The 15746-nt window shown below is 64.9% G+C and carries 16 protein-coding genes; 12 read left to right on the top strand and 4 right to left on the bottom strand.

Annotated features, from left to right (window positions below; translation table 11 throughout):
* Positions 1-7: 7 nt before the first annotated feature.
* From sdhC to sdhA, 3 genes are read left to right on the top strand one after another with little or no spacing between them, the layout of a single operon-like run.
* A complete protein-coding gene (gene sdhC, locus GRI47_RS06000; RefSeq protein WP_160660408.1) occupies positions 8-388 on the top strand; it encodes a succinate dehydrogenase, cytochrome b556 subunit in 381 nt (126 codons plus the stop codon).
* 8 nt (positions 389-396) lie between these two features.
* A complete protein-coding gene (gene sdhD, locus GRI47_RS05995) occupies positions 397-810 on the top strand; it encodes a succinate dehydrogenase, hydrophobic membrane anchor protein (protein WP_160660407.1) in 414 nt (137 codons plus the stop codon).
* Complete coding sequence (gene sdhA, locus GRI47_RS05990; protein ID WP_160660406.1) at positions 810-2723, top strand: succinate dehydrogenase flavoprotein subunit; 1914 nt, start codon at positions 810-812, stop codon at positions 2721-2723. Before sdhD ends, sdhA begins: the two co-directional genes overlap by 1 nt.
* 82 nt (positions 2724-2805) lie before the next feature.
* Here sdhA and GRI47_RS05985 read toward each other — a convergent pair whose 3' ends face one another.
* Complete coding sequence (locus GRI47_RS05985) at positions 2806-3369, bottom strand: ATP-dependent Clp protease proteolytic subunit (protein WP_160660405.1); 564 nt, start codon at positions 3367-3369, stop codon at positions 2806-2808.
* 130 nt (positions 3370-3499) lie between these two features.
* Between GRI47_RS05985 and GRI47_RS05980 the strand changes: the two genes are divergently transcribed.
* Positions 3500-3889, top strand: coding sequence for a BlaI/MecI/CopY family transcriptional regulator (locus GRI47_RS05980; protein ID WP_160660404.1), 390 nt, complete (start codon positions 3500-3502; stop codon positions 3887-3889).
* Positions 3886-5517 carry a M56 family metallopeptidase gene (locus tag GRI47_RS05975; protein WP_160660403.1) on the top strand — a complete coding sequence of 544 codons (1632 nt, stop codon included), beginning with the start codon at positions 3886-3888 and terminating at the stop codon, positions 5515-5517. Before GRI47_RS05980 ends, GRI47_RS05975 begins: the two co-directional genes overlap by 4 nt.
* 18 nt (positions 5518-5535) lie before the next feature.
* Here GRI47_RS05975 and ypfJ read toward each other — a convergent pair whose 3' ends face one another.
* The gene (ypfJ, locus tag GRI47_RS05970) at positions 5536-6396 is read right to left on the bottom strand and encodes a KPN_02809 family neutral zinc metallopeptidase (protein ID WP_160660402.1); all 861 of its coding nucleotides are present in this window, start codon (positions 6394-6396) and stop codon (positions 5536-5538) included.
* A 92-nt stretch (positions 6397-6488) separates the two neighbouring features.
* Here ypfJ and GRI47_RS05965 point away from each other — a divergent pair, with 92 nt between their 5' ends.
* From GRI47_RS05965 to GRI47_RS05945, 5 genes are all read left to right on the top strand, one after another.
* Positions 6489-7256, top strand: coding sequence for a 3-hydroxybutyrate dehydrogenase (locus tag GRI47_RS05965; RefSeq protein WP_160660401.1), 768 nt, complete (start codon positions 6489-6491; stop codon positions 7254-7256).
* Between the two features lie 61 nt (positions 7257-7317).
* Positions 7318-7557, top strand: a complete 240-nt coding sequence (locus tag GRI47_RS05960) for a hypothetical protein (RefSeq protein ID WP_160660400.1) — start codon at positions 7318-7320, stop codon at positions 7555-7557.
* A gap of 178 nt (positions 7558-7735) precedes the next feature.
* Positions 7736-9199: an IMP dehydrogenase gene (guaB, locus tag GRI47_RS05955; protein ID WP_160660399.1), complete on the top strand. Its 1464-nt coding sequence runs from the start codon at positions 7736-7738 to the stop codon at positions 9197-9199.
* Between the two features lie 3 nt (positions 9200-9202).
* The gene (locus GRI47_RS05950) at positions 9203-10375 is read left to right on the top strand and encodes an RsmB/NOP family class I SAM-dependent RNA methyltransferase (RefSeq protein WP_160660398.1); all 1173 of its coding nucleotides are present in this window, start codon (positions 9203-9205) and stop codon (positions 10373-10375) included.
* 76 nt (positions 10376-10451) lie between these two features.
* Positions 10452-10958, top strand: coding sequence for a tetratricopeptide repeat protein (locus GRI47_RS05945; protein WP_160660397.1), 507 nt, complete (start codon positions 10452-10454; stop codon positions 10956-10958).
* Between the two features lie 103 nt (positions 10959-11061).
* On the opposite strand, the gene GRI47_RS05940 is transcribed toward GRI47_RS05945, so the two are convergent.
* Both GRI47_RS05940 and GRI47_RS05935 read right to left on the bottom strand, forming a co-directional pair.
* Positions 11062-11544: an RNA pyrophosphohydrolase gene (locus GRI47_RS05940; protein ID WP_160660396.1), complete on the bottom strand. Its 483-nt coding sequence runs from the start codon at positions 11542-11544 to the stop codon at positions 11062-11064.
* Positions 11541-12494, bottom strand: a complete 954-nt coding sequence (locus tag GRI47_RS05935; protein WP_160660395.1) for an alpha/beta hydrolase — start codon at positions 12492-12494, stop codon at positions 11541-11543. The genes GRI47_RS05940 and GRI47_RS05935 overlap by 4 nt, the downstream gene beginning before the upstream one ends.
* Before the next feature lie 204 nt (positions 12495-12698).
* Between GRI47_RS05935 and GRI47_RS05930 the strand changes: the two genes are divergently transcribed.
* A complete protein-coding gene (locus GRI47_RS05930; RefSeq protein WP_160660394.1) occupies positions 12699-14666 on the top strand; it encodes a 2-oxoacid:acceptor oxidoreductase subunit alpha in 1968 nt (655 codons plus the stop codon).
* A complete protein-coding gene (locus tag GRI47_RS05925) occupies positions 14663-15697 on the top strand; it encodes a 2-oxoacid:ferredoxin oxidoreductase subunit beta (protein ID WP_160660393.1) in 1035 nt (344 codons plus the stop codon). The genes GRI47_RS05930 and GRI47_RS05925 overlap by 4 nt, the downstream gene beginning before the upstream one ends.
* Positions 15698-15746 lie beyond the last annotated feature (49 nt).

The raw sequence follows: 15746 nt of genomic DNA, 5'->3' as shown, positions 1-15746 counted from the left end.
TCCCGCCATGGCCGAACGCCCTCTTTCCCCGCATCTCTCCATCTGGAAATGGGGGCCGCACATGCTGACCTCGATCCTGCACCGCGTCAGCGGTGACGGGTTGGCGACGGTCGGGCTGGCGGTGTTCCTTTGGTGGCTCGGCGCGCTGGCCTCCGGCCCCGAAGCGTATGATACCTTCGTCTCGGTCATGGGATCGCCGATCGGGCTGATCGTGCTGGTCGGCCTGAGCTGGGCGTTCTTCAATCACCTGTCGAGCGGTATCCGCCACTTCGTGCTGGATATCGGCGCCGGGTACGAGCTGGAGGTCAACAAGACCTTCTCCATCGTATCGGTCGCATCCGGCATCGTTCTCACCGTGGTCTTCTGGGCCATGGTTCTTCTCGTCTAGGACTGAACATGAGCAGATCCACTCTCGACCGCTACGGCTCCAAGGGCACGGCCATCGGCCAGGTGCGCGGGCTCGGTTCCGCGCATGGCGGCGCGCATCACTGGTTGCAGCAGCGCTTCACCGCCATCGGCAATCTGGTGACCGTGCTGTTCCTGGCGATCAGCCTGGCGCTGCTGCCGGGCTATGATTACGCGACCATGCGCGACTGGGCGTCGGGCGTCATTCCCGCCACGGCGCTGGCGCTGATGATCGTCAGCGTGTTCTGGCATGCCCGCCTGGGGATGCAGGTCCTCGTCGAGGATTACGTGCACACGCCGGGCAACAAGTTCGCGGCGATCGCGCTGCTCAATCTCGCGACGATCGGCGGGGCCGCGTTCGGCCTGTTCGCGATCGCCCGCCTCGTCTTTTCAGGAGCCGCCTGATGGCCTCGACACCGCCCCCCACCGATATCGATCCCAACGATCGTGACATCGCACCGCCCGAAGCGCCGCCCGAACAGACCAAGGATCGCGGCACCGGCCCGAACCAGGAACGGATCAAGGGCTATGAAATCATCGACCACACCTATGACGTGGTCGTGGTCGGCGCGGGCGGATCGGGCCTACGCGCCACGATGGGCGCTGCCGAAGCGGGGTTGAAGACGGCCAATATCTCCAAGGTCTTCCCCACGCGCTCGCACACCGTCGCGGCGCAGGGCGGGATCGCCGCCAGCCTCGGCAACAACACGCCCGATCACTGGTCGTGGCATATGTACGATACCGTCAAGGGGTCCGACTGGCTCGGCGATCAGGACGCGATCGAATACATGGTGCGCGAAGCGCCCGCCGCGGTTTACGAACTCGAACATGCGGGCGTGCCGTTTTCGCGCAACGAGAACGGGACGATCTATCAGCGCCCCTTCGGCGGGCACATGCAGAACATGGGTGAAGGCCCGCCGGTGCAGCGCACCTGCGCCGCTGCCGACCGCACCGGCCACGCCATGCTGCATGCGCTCTATCAGCAGAGCCTGAAATACGACGCCGATTTCTTCATCGAGTATTTCGCGCTCGACCTGATCATGAATGGCGACAAGTGCGTCGGCGTGATCGCGATGTGCCTTGATGATGGCACCATCCATCGCTTCCGCGCCCATGCCGTGGTGCTCGCAACGGGCGGCTATGGTCGGTGCTATTACACCGCGACCAGCGCGCACACCTGCACCGGCGATGGTGGGGGCATGGTCCTGCGCGCGGGGCTGCCGCTTCAGGACATGGAATTCGTCCAATTCCACCCGACCGGTATCTACGGCGCCGGCGTGCTCATCACCGAAGGCGCGCGGGGCGAGGGCGGATATCTCACGAACAGCGAGGGCGAGCGCTTCATGGAGCGTTACGCGCCCAGCGCGAAGGACCTCGCCAGCCGAGACGTCGTCAGCCGTTCGATGGCGCTCGAAATGCGCGAGGGGCGCGGCGTCGGGCCGGATGGGGACCACATCTTCCTCCATCTCGACCACATCGATCCCGCCATTCTGGCCGAGCGTCTGCCGGGCATCACCGAAAGCGGCAAGATCTTCGCGGGCGTCGACCTGACGAAGCAGCCGCTGCCCGTCACGCCGACGGTCCATTACAATATGGGCGGCATCCCATGTAACTATCACGGCGAAGTCATCGCGGGCGATAAGGGCGATCCGGAAAAGATCGTTCCCGGCCTGTTCGCGGTGGGCGAGGCGGCCTGCGTCTCGGTCCATGGCGCGAATCGCCTGGGTTCGAATTCGCTGATCGACCTCGTGGTGTTCGGCCGCGCGACCGGCCATCGCCTGCGGGACCTTATCACCCCGCATTCGAGCCATGACGAATTGCCGAAGGACAGCGCGGATCTCGCGCTTACCCGCCTCGACCATTTCCGCCATGCCAATGGCGGTTCGCCGACTGCCGAAATCCGTGCGGAAATGCAGAAGGGGATGCAGCGCCACGCCGCCGTGTTCCGTGACAGCAAGCTCCTGTCGGAAGGCGTCGACGTGCTGAAATCGGTCAACAAGCGGCTGGAAGACGTGCATGTCTCCGACCGTTCGATGATCTGGAACAGCGATCTCATCGAAACGCTCGAACTCGACAATCTGATGGCGCAGGCGAACGTCACCATGGCGTCTGCCGAGAACCGCAAGGAAAGCCGCGGTGCCCACGCGCACGAGGATTTCCCCGATCGCGACGATGCCAACTGGATGAAGCACACCATCGCATGGTTCGACGGCTGGGGCGGCAAGGGCGGCGATGTCCGCATCGATTACCGTCCGGTCCACGAATATACGCTGACCGACGATGTGAAATATATCGAGCCCAAGAAGCGGGTCTATTGATAAACGGAATACGGCGAGGCGCTCGAATGGAGCGCTTCGCCACATTCGCGGATGTCAGACTGCGCTGATCGGCCGCGCGAGCTCAGATGACTTCGGCGATTAGGCCGCGGTCCCTCGCCTCGTCGCAGGGGATGTACCAATTGTTGGGGGCGCGATCGCGCAATTCCTCGAACGCGACGTCCGACCCGTCGACGAAATTCGAAAACCCTTGTTCCTCGATCACGATCGATTGTTCGATCTCGTTGAGTGCTGCCTTCAACTGCGCGATGCAGCTTTTGAGCGGGCCCGAAAGGTTGATCGTGCGGGTGATCTGGCGCTCGTGCACCATCAGGGTCGCCCCCTTGGTCAGGAAGCGGGCGTGGACTGGAAAGCTCGCCATGAAGGTCGCTCCGGCCGAGTACACGGCCGCCTTTCCGAGGAAAATGACCTCGCGCCCCGTTTCGCGCAGCAGGCGGACATCGTCGCCCATGGCGCGCGCGACTTCCGGATTGCCCCCGAGGGTCGTCAGCGCGATCACCAGCGGTCCGTCCTCTGGCGCAGCAGATAGCTGATTGCGAAATTCATTATACATCGCTTCGTCTACGCTCCCCACGAGCCGCAATTGCGGCGCGGCCAGAACGGCATTGCGGTCGATCGTATCGGTCAAATCCAAGCCCCTTTCGTGTTCCCTGACAGAGCGCGCGGCGAAGCGGGGCGTTCCCCGATAGCAAGAGTGTTTACAGGCGTAGTCGAATCGCGTAGGTGACGGTTACAGTTGTAGACGAGTGAGGGAATCGATGGCGCAGGATCAGGCTCAATCCTCCGAACGCATCAGCGAAGCGGAACATGCCGTGATGGAAGCCTTGTGGGATGCGAGCCCGCGCAGCGCTGCAGACGTATGCGATGCCGTCTGCGAAGCGCGCGGCTGGTCGATGCCGACGGTCAAGACGCTTCTCTCCCGCCTGGTGGCGAAGGGCGCGGTCGCGACCGAGCCGGAGGGGCGCAGATTCCTCTACAGCCCCGTGCTTGCGCGCGCGGATTATGTCGGCGGCGAATCGCGGCGGCTGGTCGATCGCCTGTTCGGTGGGCGTGCCGCGCCCCTGTTCGCGCATCTCGCCGAGAACGAGGCGCTGACCGAACAGGATCTCAGCGAGATCGAGACTCTGCTGCGGGAGCTGCGCAAATGAGCGATTTCCTGATCGAGACCCTGGTCTGGACCGGTGCGCTGATCGCGCTGGTCCTCGTCCTGCGCCGCCCGGTCGCGCGGCAGTTCGGCGCCGGAGCCGCCTATGCGCTGTGGTTTTTGCCCACGGCGCGGCTGGTCATGCCGCCGCTACTGCTGCCCGCTTGGCTGGCGCCGGATGTCGAACCAGTGGCCTATTCCGCTGAACCCTCAGCGGTCGCCGCGCCAGCCGAGGCTTTGCCCCTCACCGGGACCGAGTTTGGGGACATCGTGCCGGCCGAAGCTGCGTACAGCGTCGATTTCGCCGCTGTCCTGTTGGCGCTTTGGTTGCTCGGCGCCGCGATTTTCCTCGTGCGGAGGTTCGCGCTCTATCACCGGATGCGGGCAGAACTGCTCGATGGGGCGCGCCCTGTCGGGGAGGTCGGCAACGTGCGGCTGGTCGAGACCGATGCGGTAGAGGGCCCGCTCGCCTTCGGGGTGATCGACCGGGTGGTCGCGCTGCCCACGGGGCTGATGAACAGCCGCGATCGCAAAATGCGCGACCTCGTGATCGCGCATGAACTCGCGCATCATCGCGGACGCGATCTGCTGGTCAATATGTTGGTCCAGCCGCTCTTCGCTCTGCACTGGTTCAACCCGCTGGGCTGGATGGGGTGGACGGCGATGCGGCGCGATCAGGAGGCGGCCTGCGATGCCCGCGTGGTGGCGCGCAGCGATGCCGAGGAGCGCGCCGTCTACGCCTCCGTCATCGCTGCCTTCGCCACCGGCGCCGGAACGAATGCGCGCCCAGCGCTCGCCGCCCCGATGGCCTGCCCGGTGCTGGGCGACAAGTCGATCATCCACCGTTTGAGGAGCCTGACCATGACCGAGATATCCCCGCGCCGCCGCTTCACCAGCCGCGCGCTTTTGGTGGGTGGGGCGCTCGCCCTGCCGCTGACCGCGTCGATCACCTATGCCGAGACGATCGGGCAGGAGATCGAAGCGCCGATGCCGCCCAATCCTCCAACTCCGCCGGCTGCCTCCGATGCGCCGCTCCCGCCGACTCCGCCTAAGCCGGGCGAGTTCGACGACGAGACCCGTGAGGAAATCGCGGCGATGGAACAGGAACTCGACGAAATGCAGGATGAGGTCGCGGAAGTGGAACGCGAAATCGTCAAGGACGGCCAGCGCCAGGTCATCCGTATCCGCCGCAGCGGTAGCCCGGACGATGGCGCGAAAAAGGTCGAACGCACTGTCACGATCCGCAAGCTCGATATCGATCCCGCAGATCGCGCGGCGATGGACAAGAAAATTGCGGAATTCCGCGCCAGACATGGCGAGGTTGAATTCGACGCCGAAGCCATGCGCGCCAGCGTCGAGGCCATCATGGAAGCCACGCCCAGAGTCGTGACGGGATGCCTCGACGGGCAGAAGGACACGGTGGCGACCCGGATCGATGCGGATGGCCGCAAGACCATGGTGGTGTGCCAGGCCAACGCCTTCTCGATGGCGCGCAGCAGCATCATGATGGCGCGCAGGGCCATCGAGCGTGATCAGACCCTGCCGGAAGAAGCGCGCGCCGACGCCCTGCGCTCGATGGACGAGGCGCTGGCCGAGGTCGAAGCGTCGCGGCTCGAAGCTGGCGGGGCCTGAGCAGCCGCTACCTACGTCCTACCCAATATTGGTGATCGCGTCGCAGGCCCTATCGTCGCCCCGCAGGCCCAGCCTCAGCGCATCGCTGCGCTGCTGGCTGGTGCCGTGGGTGAAGTTCTCGCTCGAAACGCGGCCCCCGGTCAGCCGGTCGTCCCCGATGGCGGCGGCGGCCTGCATCCCTTCCTCGATATCGCCGGGCTCGATCAGATTGCGGTTCTTGCCTGCCCAGACGCCCGCATAGCAATCGGCCTGCAATTCCATCAGGACCTGCAATTGGTTGGCGCGGCGCGGATTTTGCTGCTGCGCGCTGCGGATCGAATTCGCGATGCCGGTAAGGGTCTGGATGTGATGCCCATATTCATGCGCAATCACGTAATATCTTGCGAAATCGCCGCCCGCGCCGAGCTGGCGCTCGAGTGTGTCGTAGAAACTCGTATCGATATAGATGGTCTGATTCGCCGGGCAGTAGAAGGGGCCGGCAGCAGACGTTGCGCCGCCGCAGCCTTCGGTTCTGACGCTGTCGGAGAAAAGGCGCAGGGCCGGTTGCTGGAAATCACTGCCGAAGCCCTGCTCCTGAAAGGTCCGCGACCAGGTCGTGTTGAGCGAATCGAGCGCATTGCAGGCCTCGGTCGCATACTGGCTGGCAGTGCAGACCTCCTGCTCGTTCGTGTTGACCGTTTGCGAGCCGCTGCCCGATTGCTGCTGCACGCTCTCCACCGTGGCAGCGGTCTGCATCGGGTCGAGACCGAAGACGAAATAGCCGATTGCGGCGAGGATTATGGTTCCGCAGCCCAATCCTCCGGCCTTGCCGCCGGGTAGGCCGCCGCCTCCGCTGGAGCTGACATTGATGTTGCCGGTGTTGAACGGATTAAGCCGCATCGCTTGTTCCCCCTATCTCATCCCTGCGATTGACCGCGCCGCCAGCCTCGGCGATGTCGCGTGATAATTGCTTCAAACGCTCGGAGGCGAAAATGTTTCACCCAGATTTTCTCAAAGGCAAGCGCGCTTTGGTCACAGGTTCGACCAGCGGCATTGGCCTCGCGATCGCTCGGGCCCTGCACGAGCAGGGGGCGGCGATCGTCCTGAACGGTTTCGGCGACGCGGACGAGATCGCGAAACTGTGCGAGGAACTCGGTGCGACTCATTCCGGTGCGGACCTGACGGATGTGTCGCAGATCGAAGCGATGATGGACGAGGCGGGCGGGATCGATATCCTCGTCAACAATGCCGGGATGCAGTTCGTAAGCCCGGTCGAGGATTTTCCGGTCGCGAAATGGGAGCAGATCATCGCTCTCAATCTCAGCGCCGCCTTCCACACCGCGCGGCTCGCCGTGCCGCATATGAAGCAGAAGGGGTGGGGACGAATCATCAACACCGCGAGCGCCCATTCGCTGACCGCCAGCCCCTTCAAGAGCGCCTATGTCGCGGCGAAGCACGGGATCGCGGGCCTCACCAAGACCCTCGCGCTGGAGCTTGCGCAGGATGGCGTGACGGCGAACTGCATCAGCCCCGGTTACGTCTGGACTCCTCTGGTCGAAAACCAGATCCCCGACACGATGAAGGCGCGCAACATGACGCGCGAGCAGGTGATGAATGACGTCCTGCTCGCCAAGCAGCCGACCAAGCAATTCGTCCAGCCCGAAGAGATCGGCGCGCTGGCCGTGTTCCTGTGTTCGGACGCGGGCCGCAACGTCAACGGCGCGAACTGGAGCGTGGATGGTGGCTGGACGGCGGAATGAGGACATCATCTTCGCTCCTGACCACTCGCCATGATATTATGGGAAATTGGGAAGATCCGGCATGATCAAAGCGAGCATTACCGTGCTGCGCGGCAGCAAGAGCGTTGCGGAAGAATGGGGTGAATTCGAATTTCTGTCCCTGCCGTCGTCCGCCGACCGGATCATGGTGAAACGGGACGGGACCGAAAACTATGCCACGGTCATTTCGGTCCATCATTATCCGCGCCCCGTTGGCGGCGCCGACGAACCGACTGCGGACGTATTGGCCAAATGGACCGGCTCGGGTGCGAAGCTGCGATAGACGCGCGCCATCCGGTGGAGGATCGATGCACCGTAAGCGGCGCACCCCGGAGCCTTGCGGGGTTTGCAGTCCGATAGCGGTCGATATTCCGTAGCGGCGGGTGCAGGCCCCTAGCGTGCGCACCCAACCGTCGTTACATGGACCGCCACATTTCTCCCCCCGGCAGGCGATTCTCATAGTGGCACATCTCGACATCCCCCTCGGCCTTACATTCGACGACGTGCTGCTGCGTCCGGCGGAAAGCGACATCCTGCCCTCCATGGCGCGGACCGCGACGATGCTCACGCGTGAGATCGGGCTCAATATCCCGGTCATCTCCAGCGCGATGGATACGGTGACCGAAGCCGATATGGCGATCGCGATGGCGCAATTGGGCGGGATCGGCGTCCTCCACCGCAATCTCGAGGTGGACGAGCAGGTCGCCGCCGTGCGCGCCGTGAAGCGGTATGAGAGCGGGATGGTCGTCAATCCGATCACGATCCATCCCGATGCCACCCTGGGCGAGGCGCAGGCGATCATGGCCGCGAACCGGATCAGCGGCATCCCCGTGACCGACCGGGGCGGCAAGCTGGTCGGCATCCTCACCAATCGCGACGTGCGCTTCGCGGAAAATCCCGGACAGCCGGTGCGCGAGCTGATGACGGTGGACAATCTCGCCACCGTGCCGCTTGGCACCAGCCAGGAAGAGGCGCGTCGTCTTCTGCATCAGCGCCGCATCGAAAAACTGCTGGTCGTCGACGATGAAGGCAAATGCGTCGGCCTGATCACGGTCAAGGATATCGAGAAGGCGGTCGCCTATCCCGAAGCCACAAAGGATGCGAACGGGCGCCTGCGCGTCGCGGCGGCGACGACGGTCGGCGACAAGGGGTTCGAGCGGACCGAGGCGTTGATCGACGCCGAACTGGACGTGGTCGTCATCGACACAGCGCATGGCCATAACAAGGACGTGGCCCGCGCGGTGGAGCGGGTGAAGAAACTGTCGAACAGCGTGCAGGTCATCGCAGGCAATGTCGCCACGGCGGAGGCGACGCGGGCGCTGATCGATGCGGGCGCGGATGCGGTCAAGGTCGGCATCGGGCCGGGCTCGATCTGCACGACCCGCGTGGTGGCCGGCGTCGGCGTGCCGCAGCTGACCGCGATCATGGATTGCGCCGAAGCGGCGGACAAGAACGGCGTGCCGGTGATCGGCGATGGCGGCCTTCGGACCAGTGGCGATGCGGCCAAGGCGCTGGCAGCGGGCGCGAGCTGCATCATGGTCGGATCGATGCTGGCGGGGACCGAGGAAGCGCCGGGCGAAACCTTCATCTATCAGGGCCGCAGCTATAAGAGCTATCGCGGCATGGGCAGCGTCGGCGCGATGGCGCGGGGCAGTGCGGACCGCTATTTCCAGCAGGACGTCTCGCAGCAGAAGCTCGTACCCGAAGGGATCGAGGGGCAGGTCCCGTTCAAGGGTCCGGCGGCGGCGGTGGTCCATCAGCTGGTCGGCGGGATCAAGGCGGCGATGGGCTATACCGGCAGCGCCACGATCGAGGATTTGCGCAAGCGCGCCCAATTCGTCCGCATCACCAATGCGGGCCTGACTGAAAGCCACGTCCACGACGTTGCGATCACGCGCGAGGCGCCGAATTATCCGACGCGCTGAGGCATGACTCCCGCTGCCCGCGTCCAGACCGCGATAGACCTGCTCGAGACGATCATCGCCAGCGCGCGAGCCAAGGGCGCGCCTGCCGATCGCATTCTCGGCGACTGGTTCAAGCAGAACCGCTTTGCCGGATCGAAGGACCGCCGCGCGATCCGCGAGCTGGTCTATGCCGCCATCCGTGCCTGCGGGCCGGTGCCGAACAGGGGGCGCGCGGCCATGCTGCGGCTGGGGCAGGGCGATCCGTCCATTCTCCCGCTTTTCGACGGGTCGAATTACGGTCCGGCTCCGATCGGGGCAAAGGAAATGCCTGCCGAGGGCGGAGTCGCGCCGGAATGGCTGGTCGAGCGGCTCGCGGCCTCGGGCGTCGAGGGCGAGGAAGCCGCGGCGCTGCTCGATCGCGCACCGCTGGATATCCGCGTCAACACGCTGAAGGCCGATCGCGCCACCCTGAAACTGCCGGTCGAGACCGAACCGACCGCGGCACCCAACGGACTGCGCCTGCCGACCGGCACGCAGGTCGAACAATGGGCCGAGTATCGCGATGGCAAGGTCGAGGTGCAGGACACCGGGTCGCAGCTCGCCTGTATGGCGGTCCGTGCGCAGCCGGGAGAGACCATCGTCGACCTATGCGCCGGGGGCGGGGGCAAGACGCTGGCGCTCGCCGCGGCGATGGACGATCTTGGAAAATTGGTCGCCAGCGATACGGATCGCGGGCGCCTATCGCGCCTCAAACCGCGCGCCGAACGCGCCGGGGCCGCCATGATCGAGACGATCCTCCTCGATCCAAAGCGCGAGCTCGAGGCGCTGTCCGATCTCGCCGGACAGGCCGATGCGGTCCTGGTCGACGCGCCCTGTTCGGGCACCGGCACCTGGCGCCGCAATCCCGAAGCGCGCTGGCGGCTCGACGAGGCGGAGCTGGCGCGGTTGCGCGCGGCGCAGGACCATGTGCTTGATATCGCGGCTGCATTGCTGCGGCCGGGCGGGCGGATCGTCTTCGTCACCTGCTCGCTGCTGGACGAGGAGGGCGCGGAGCGGTTCGATGCTTTCCTGGAGCGCCATAAGGCGATGTCGGCACAGCCGCTCGCCCTGCCGCTCGGCACTCCGCGCGGGCAAGGTTGGCGGCTTTCGCCGTATCGGGACGGGACTGACGGATTTTTCATCGCCTGTGCAGGTTGAGCGTGGTAGGTCGGCACCCGTGATGCCAACCCAGGTTCATTCCCCTACGGCCCGTCACGACGTTCTGGAGACGATCATGCGTTTTGCCCCCGCTGCCGCCGCCCTTTCGCTGGCCCTCGCTCTGACCGCGAGCGTGAGTTGGGGCGCGCAGCGCGAACCGGCGCCGCGCGCCGCCGTGCTGATCGCGCAGGGCGATGCTTCGATGAAGGCGGGCGATACCCAGGCCGCGATCGACGCTTACGAAGCGGCGCTGACCGTCGATCCCGCCTATACGCCGCTGCTGATCCACCTCGCCGAAGCGGCGCGGCAGGAGCAATTGCAGGGCAAGGCGATCCGCTATTATCGCGAGGCGCTGGTGCGCGATCCGCGCAATGTCGCCGCGATTGCGGGTGAGGGCGAGGCGCTGGTCGAGAAGGGCGCGCTCGAGAAGGCACGGCTCAATCTCGCCAAGCTGGAATCGCTGTGCGGGGGCGGATGCGCCGAAACCGGCGCGCTGGCCGCCGCGATCGAAGCCGGCCCGAAGCAACGCGTGCTGACCGCCGAGGCCGTGATGCCCGACGCTCAGGTCACGCAGGACAATTGAACCTGGACGTTTGCTGCCGTTACTGCGCGGCAGGTTCCAAGATCGCAGAGTGCAAGATCGCAGGGTGGACGGGTGACGCGGCAGCATCTTCCCGCCCGTCGGTTCACACCAGTTCGCGAAACGCTTCGACCACGGTGCGATAGACGCGCTTCTTGAACGGGATGATCATGTCGGGAAGCTCGTCCACCTCGACCCATTTCCAGTCGCAGAATTCGGCCGGATCGTGAGCGTTGAGGTTCACGTCCTCGTCGCTGCCGGTGAAGCGGGCGAGATACCAGACCTGTTCCTGCCCGCGATATTTCCCGCCCCATAATTTGCCGATGAGCGCTTCGGGCAGGTCGTAGCGGATCGGTTCCTCGGTCGCCCTGAGAATGGTGACATTGTCGCTCGTCACGCCGGTTTCCTCGTACAGCTCGCGCAAGGCCGCATCGCGCAGGTCCTCACCCTCGTCGACGCCGCCCTGGGGCATCTGCCACCAATCGCCTTCCTTTGTGTCGATCCGCCGCCCGACGAAAGCCTGGCCTTTCGCATTGACCAGCATCACGCCGACGCAGGGGCGATAGCCCGGTTCGCTCGTCCCGTTCATGCCGCGATCCGATCCAGCTTGATGCGGATCGCGCCGAGAAAGGCGTCGACATCCTTCTGTCCGCTGGGGATCGCCTTCCGCAATGTGGTGAAGCCATGGATGATGCCGGGAAATTCGAAATAGGCGACCTCGGTCCCCTGCTGGATCAGATGCGCGGCATATTCGCGCCCTGAATCGCGCAAAGGGTCCAGCCCCGCGGTGCAGATGACACTGGGCGGGGTGTTCGCACAATCGCCGACCATCGGTGTGGTGCGCGGATCGCTCGGATCGCCGCCATATTGCTTGGTGAACCAGGCCATGGTCGGGCCTGTCAGGAGGTAGCCTTCGGAAAATTGCCTGAGGCTTTCATGCTCAGAAATATCGCTCGCCACCGGATAGATCGGGGCCTGGACGAGCACGGGGACGTCCGCGGGATCGCTCACCAATGCGTTGGTCGTCACGATGGTCAGATTGCCGCCCGCGCTGTCGCCCGTCAGGACGAGTCCGGTGAATGTGCGATCCAGCTCCGCCGGAGAGGATGCGACCCAGCGCGCCGCCGCCTCGCAATCGTCGGGCGCGGCGGGGAAGGGGTGTTCGGGCGCGAGGCGGTAATCGACCGAGACCACCGGCAGGTCGAGCTGGTGGGCGATTTCGGTGCAGAGCGATTCGTATACCTCGAGATCGCCGATCACGAACCCGCCGCCATGGAAGAAGACGATGCATGGCCCCGCCTCGCGGGTCTCTTTCGTATCATAGAAGCGCAGCGGTATCTCGCCCGCAGGTCCGGGGCAGGCTAGGTCGCGCTTCACCGCCATATCGCGCGCGGGCGCTTCGGCGAGGCTGCCCATGGCGCGCATCTGCTGCCGACCGATCTCTGCGCCGACCTCTTCCACGCCCTGGCCGCCGATCTGTTCGAGCATGTCGAGAAACCCGCGCACATCCTCGCGCACGAAATGTTCGGTACCGGCCATCGCTTTGGTCTCCGTTAACTTTCTTGCGAAGGGACTTAGCGCAGGAGGCCCGCTTTTCCAGCCGCCATTTGTTGGCTAGCAGAGAATATTGATTGCGGGAGGGTGGGGCGGCACCTAGGTCGCCACCTTCACGAGAGGGCGCCCTGCCGGGCGTCGAGAGACCCGGTGCCGCAAGATGGCGCCCATGAAGCAAGGATGCACCGGATGGCCAACGCCGCCGCAGCCACGCCGCAGGACGGCGCCATTCAGACAGCAACGGATGCGGGCCTGGATTCCGTCGTCGTTCGCTTCGCGGGCGATTCCGGGGACGGGATGCAGCTGACCGGCGGGCAGTTCACGCTGTCCACCGCGCTGGCGGGCAACGACCTCGCCACCTTCCCCGACTTTCCGGCGGAAATCCGCGCGCCGCAGGGCACGCTGTTCGGCGTGTCGGCCTTCCAGATCAATTTCGGCAGCCGCGCGATCCACACGGCGGGCGATGCGCCGGACGTGCTCGTCGCAATGAACCCGGCTGCGCTGAAGACCAATCTCGCCGCCCTGAAGCCCGGCGGTCTGGTGATCGCGGACACGGGTGCCTTTACCAAACGCAATCTCGACAAGGCGAAATACGACAGCAATCCGCTGGAAGATGGCAGCCTTGCCAAGTTCGACCTGCTCGCCTTCGACATCAGCGAAAAGACGATCGAGGCGGTCAAACCCTTCGGCCTCGGCAACAAGGATGCGCTGCGGTCCAAGAACATGTGGACGCTCGGCCTCGCGCTGTGGATGTTCGATCGTCCGCGCGAACCGATCCATGACTGGCTGAAGGCCAAATTCGCCAAGGCACCCGACATTGCGGACGCGAATATCGCCGCGCTCGATGCGGGCCATGCCTATGGCGAGACGGCGGAACTGTCCGGGCCGCAGGGCAACGTGTTCCGCCAATTGCACGTCGATCCGGTCGAGAGCGAACCCGGCCTCTATCGCACCGTTACCGGCGCCGAAGCTGTGTCACTCGGCCTCGTCGCGGGTGCGCAATTGGCCGAACTGCCGATGTTTTTCGGTGGCTATCCGATCACGCCTGCCAGCGCGATCCTGCACCATCTGGCGCGGCTGAAGGAATTCGGCGTCACCACTTTCCAGGCGGAAGACGAGATCGCCGCGATCTGCGCCGCGATCGGGGCGAGCTATGCCGGGCAGTTGGGCGTCACCAGCTCGAGCGGTCCGGGCATTGCCTTGAAGACCGAGGCGATCGGGCTCGGCATCATGACCGAACTGCCGCTGGTGATCGTCAATTCGCAGCGCGGCGGGCCGAGCACGGGTCTTCCGACCAAGACCGAACAGAGCGATCTCTATCAGGCGGTCTATGGCCGCAATGGCGATGCGCCCATGCCGGTGATCGCCGCGCGCAGCCCGTCCGACGCGTTCGAAGTCGCGATCGAGGCGTGCCGCATCGCGGTCGAATACATGACGCCGGTGATGCTGCTGACCGATGGCTATATCGCCAATGCCGCGGAGCCGTGGAAGGTGCCGGACCCGGCGGACTTCGCGCCGTTCCCGGCTGAGTTCCTCGATACGCCGAATGATGGCGAGAATTTCCTACCCTACAAGCGCGACGCGAAGGGCGCACGGCCCTGGGTCAAGCCCGGCACGCCCGGCCTGCTCCACCGCATCGGTGGGATCGAGAAGCACGAGACCACCGGCAATATCGACTATTCGCCCGACAATCACCAGCGGATGACCGATCTGCGCAAGAGCAAGGTCGAGAATATCGCCGTGCCAGACCAGCAGGTCGCGCTGGGCGATGAAACCGGCACGCTTGCCGTGGTGGGCTGGGGCAGCACTTACGGCCCGATCCATCAGGCGGTGCGCCGCAGCATCGAAAAGGGCCTGTCGGTCAGCCACATCCATGTGCGCCACATCTGGCCGCTGCCCGCCAATCTCGGCGAGCTGCTCAAGGGTTTCGACCATGTGCTGGTCCCGGAAATGAACACCGGCCAGTTCAAGACCGTGCTGCGCGACCAGTTTCTGGTCGATGCCCAGCCCCTCACCAAGACCAGCGGCCAGCCCTTCCAGATCGCCGAACTCGAAGCCGCGATCGCGAAATATTTCGACGGGATCGACGGCAATGAGGGCGGTCAGGTGAACGTCAACGATCAACAGCTTCCGAGCCCCGAAGGAGGCGCGAAATGAACGCTCCCGTAAAGTTCGAAACCACGCTCAAGGACTGGGAAACCGACCAGGAGGTCCGTTGGTGCCCCGGTTGCGGGGACTATGCGATCCTGAAGGCCGTTCAGCGCACGCTGCCGCAATTGGGTGCGGACCCGGCGAAGACCGTCTTCATCTCGGGTATCGGATGTTCGAGCCGTTTCCCCTATTACATGGAAAGCTACGGCTTCCACACCATCCATGGCCGCGCGCCCGCGGTGGCGACGGGCGTGAAGCTCGCCAATCCCGAGCTGGATATCTGGCTCGTCACCGGCGACGGCGATGGGTTGAGCATCGGGGGCAATCACCTGATGCATGTCCTGCGCCGCAACGTGAACATGCAGATCATGCTGTTCAACAACGAGATTTACGGCCTCACCAAGGGTCAGGCCTCGCCCACCAGTCGCGAAGGCACCCGCTCGCCCTCAAGCCCGCTTGGCAGCGTGGATCACCCGGCCAAGCCCGCCGCCTTCGCGCTGGGCGCGGGCGCGCGTTTCGTCGGGCGCGGGTTCGATGTGTCGAAGCACCTGCCCGACGTCCTGAAGGCCGCACACGCCCATCAGGGCGCTGCCTTCATCGAAATCTTCCAGAACTGCATCGTCTACAACAAGGACGTGTTCGACGATTTCGCCGCGCCGAAGGGTGCGGAGGATCGCCAGCTCTGGCTGGAGGACGGCAAGCCGATGCTGTTCGCCGGCGAGACTAAGGGCATCGCGCTCGATCGCGACGCGCTGGAGCTGAAGGTCGTCGATGTCGCGGACGGCGATTGGGAAGCGGCGGGCGTGCTGGTTCACGACGTCACCAAGCGCCAGATCGCCCATATGCTGGTCGACATGCCGTTCGGCCCGTTCCCGATGGCGCTCGGCGTCCTCTACGACGATCCGCGCCCGACTTTCGAAAGCGCGGTGATCGCCGAGCGCGAACAGGCCAGCGCGGGCAAGGAAGCCAACCTCGCCAAGCTGCTCGCCAAGGGGCAGACCTGGACCGTTTCGGGCACGGCGCAGGACCCGGTCTGAGGGACCGCGCGCCGAAAATCCTGTCTCGAAAATGAACGATCGTGTCTCT

This window comes from Qipengyuania pelagi (assembly GCF_009827295.1).
Lineage (GTDB): Bacteria > Pseudomonadota > Alphaproteobacteria > Sphingomonadales > Sphingomonadaceae > Qipengyuania > Qipengyuania pelagi.
Note: the sequence above shows the minus strand (reverse complement) of the source record. Positions and strands in the feature narration are given on the sequence as shown.

Excerpts from the sequence above, each read along its gene's own strand:
- GRI47_RS05935 (WP_160660395.1), bottom strand. The coding sequence starts at position 12,494 with ATGGCCGGTACCGAACATTTCGTGCGCGAGGATGTGCGCGGGTTTCTC.
- GRI47_RS05950 (WP_160660398.1), top strand. The coding sequence starts at position 9,203 with ATGACTCCCGCTGCCCGCGTCCAGACCGCGATAGACCTGCTCGAGACG.
- ypfJ (WP_160660402.1), bottom strand. The coding sequence starts at position 6,396 with ATGCGGCTTAATCCGTTCAACACCGGCAACATCAATGTCAGCTCCAGC.
- GRI47_RS05975 (WP_160660403.1), top strand. The coding sequence starts at position 3,886 with ATGAGCGATTTCCTGATCGAGACCCTGGTCTGGACCGGTGCGCTGATC.
- GRI47_RS05960 (WP_160660400.1), top strand. The coding sequence starts at position 7,318 with ATGATCAAAGCGAGCATTACCGTGCTGCGCGGCAGCAAGAGCGTTGCG.
- sdhD (WP_160660407.1), top strand. The coding sequence starts at position 397 with ATGAGCAGATCCACTCTCGACCGCTACGGCTCCAAGGGCACGGCCATC.
- GRI47_RS05940 (WP_160660396.1), bottom strand. The coding sequence starts at position 11,544 with ATGAACGGGACGAGCGAACCGGGCTATCGCCCCTGCGTCGGCGTGATG.
- GRI47_RS05930 (WP_160660394.1), top strand. The coding sequence starts at position 12,699 with ATGGCCAACGCCGCCGCAGCCACGCCGCAGGACGGCGCCATTCAGACA.
- GRI47_RS05980 (WP_160660404.1), top strand. The coding sequence starts at position 3,500 with ATGGCGCAGGATCAGGCTCAATCCTCCGAACGCATCAGCGAAGCGGAA.
- sdhA (WP_160660406.1), top strand. The coding sequence starts at position 810 with ATGGCCTCGACACCGCCCCCCACCGATATCGATCCCAACGATCGTGAC.
- GRI47_RS05945 (WP_160660397.1), top strand. The coding sequence starts at position 10,452 with ATGCGTTTTGCCCCCGCTGCCGCCGCCCTTTCGCTGGCCCTCGCTCTG.
- GRI47_RS05925 (WP_160660393.1), top strand. The coding sequence starts at position 14,663 with ATGAACGCTCCCGTAAAGTTCGAAACCACGCTCAAGGACTGGGAAACC.
- GRI47_RS05965 (WP_160660401.1), top strand. The coding sequence starts at position 6,489 with ATGTTTCACCCAGATTTTCTCAAAGGCAAGCGCGCTTTGGTCACAGGT.
- sdhC (WP_160660408.1), top strand. The coding sequence starts at position 8 with ATGGCCGAACGCCCTCTTTCCCCGCATCTCTCCATCTGGAAATGGGGG.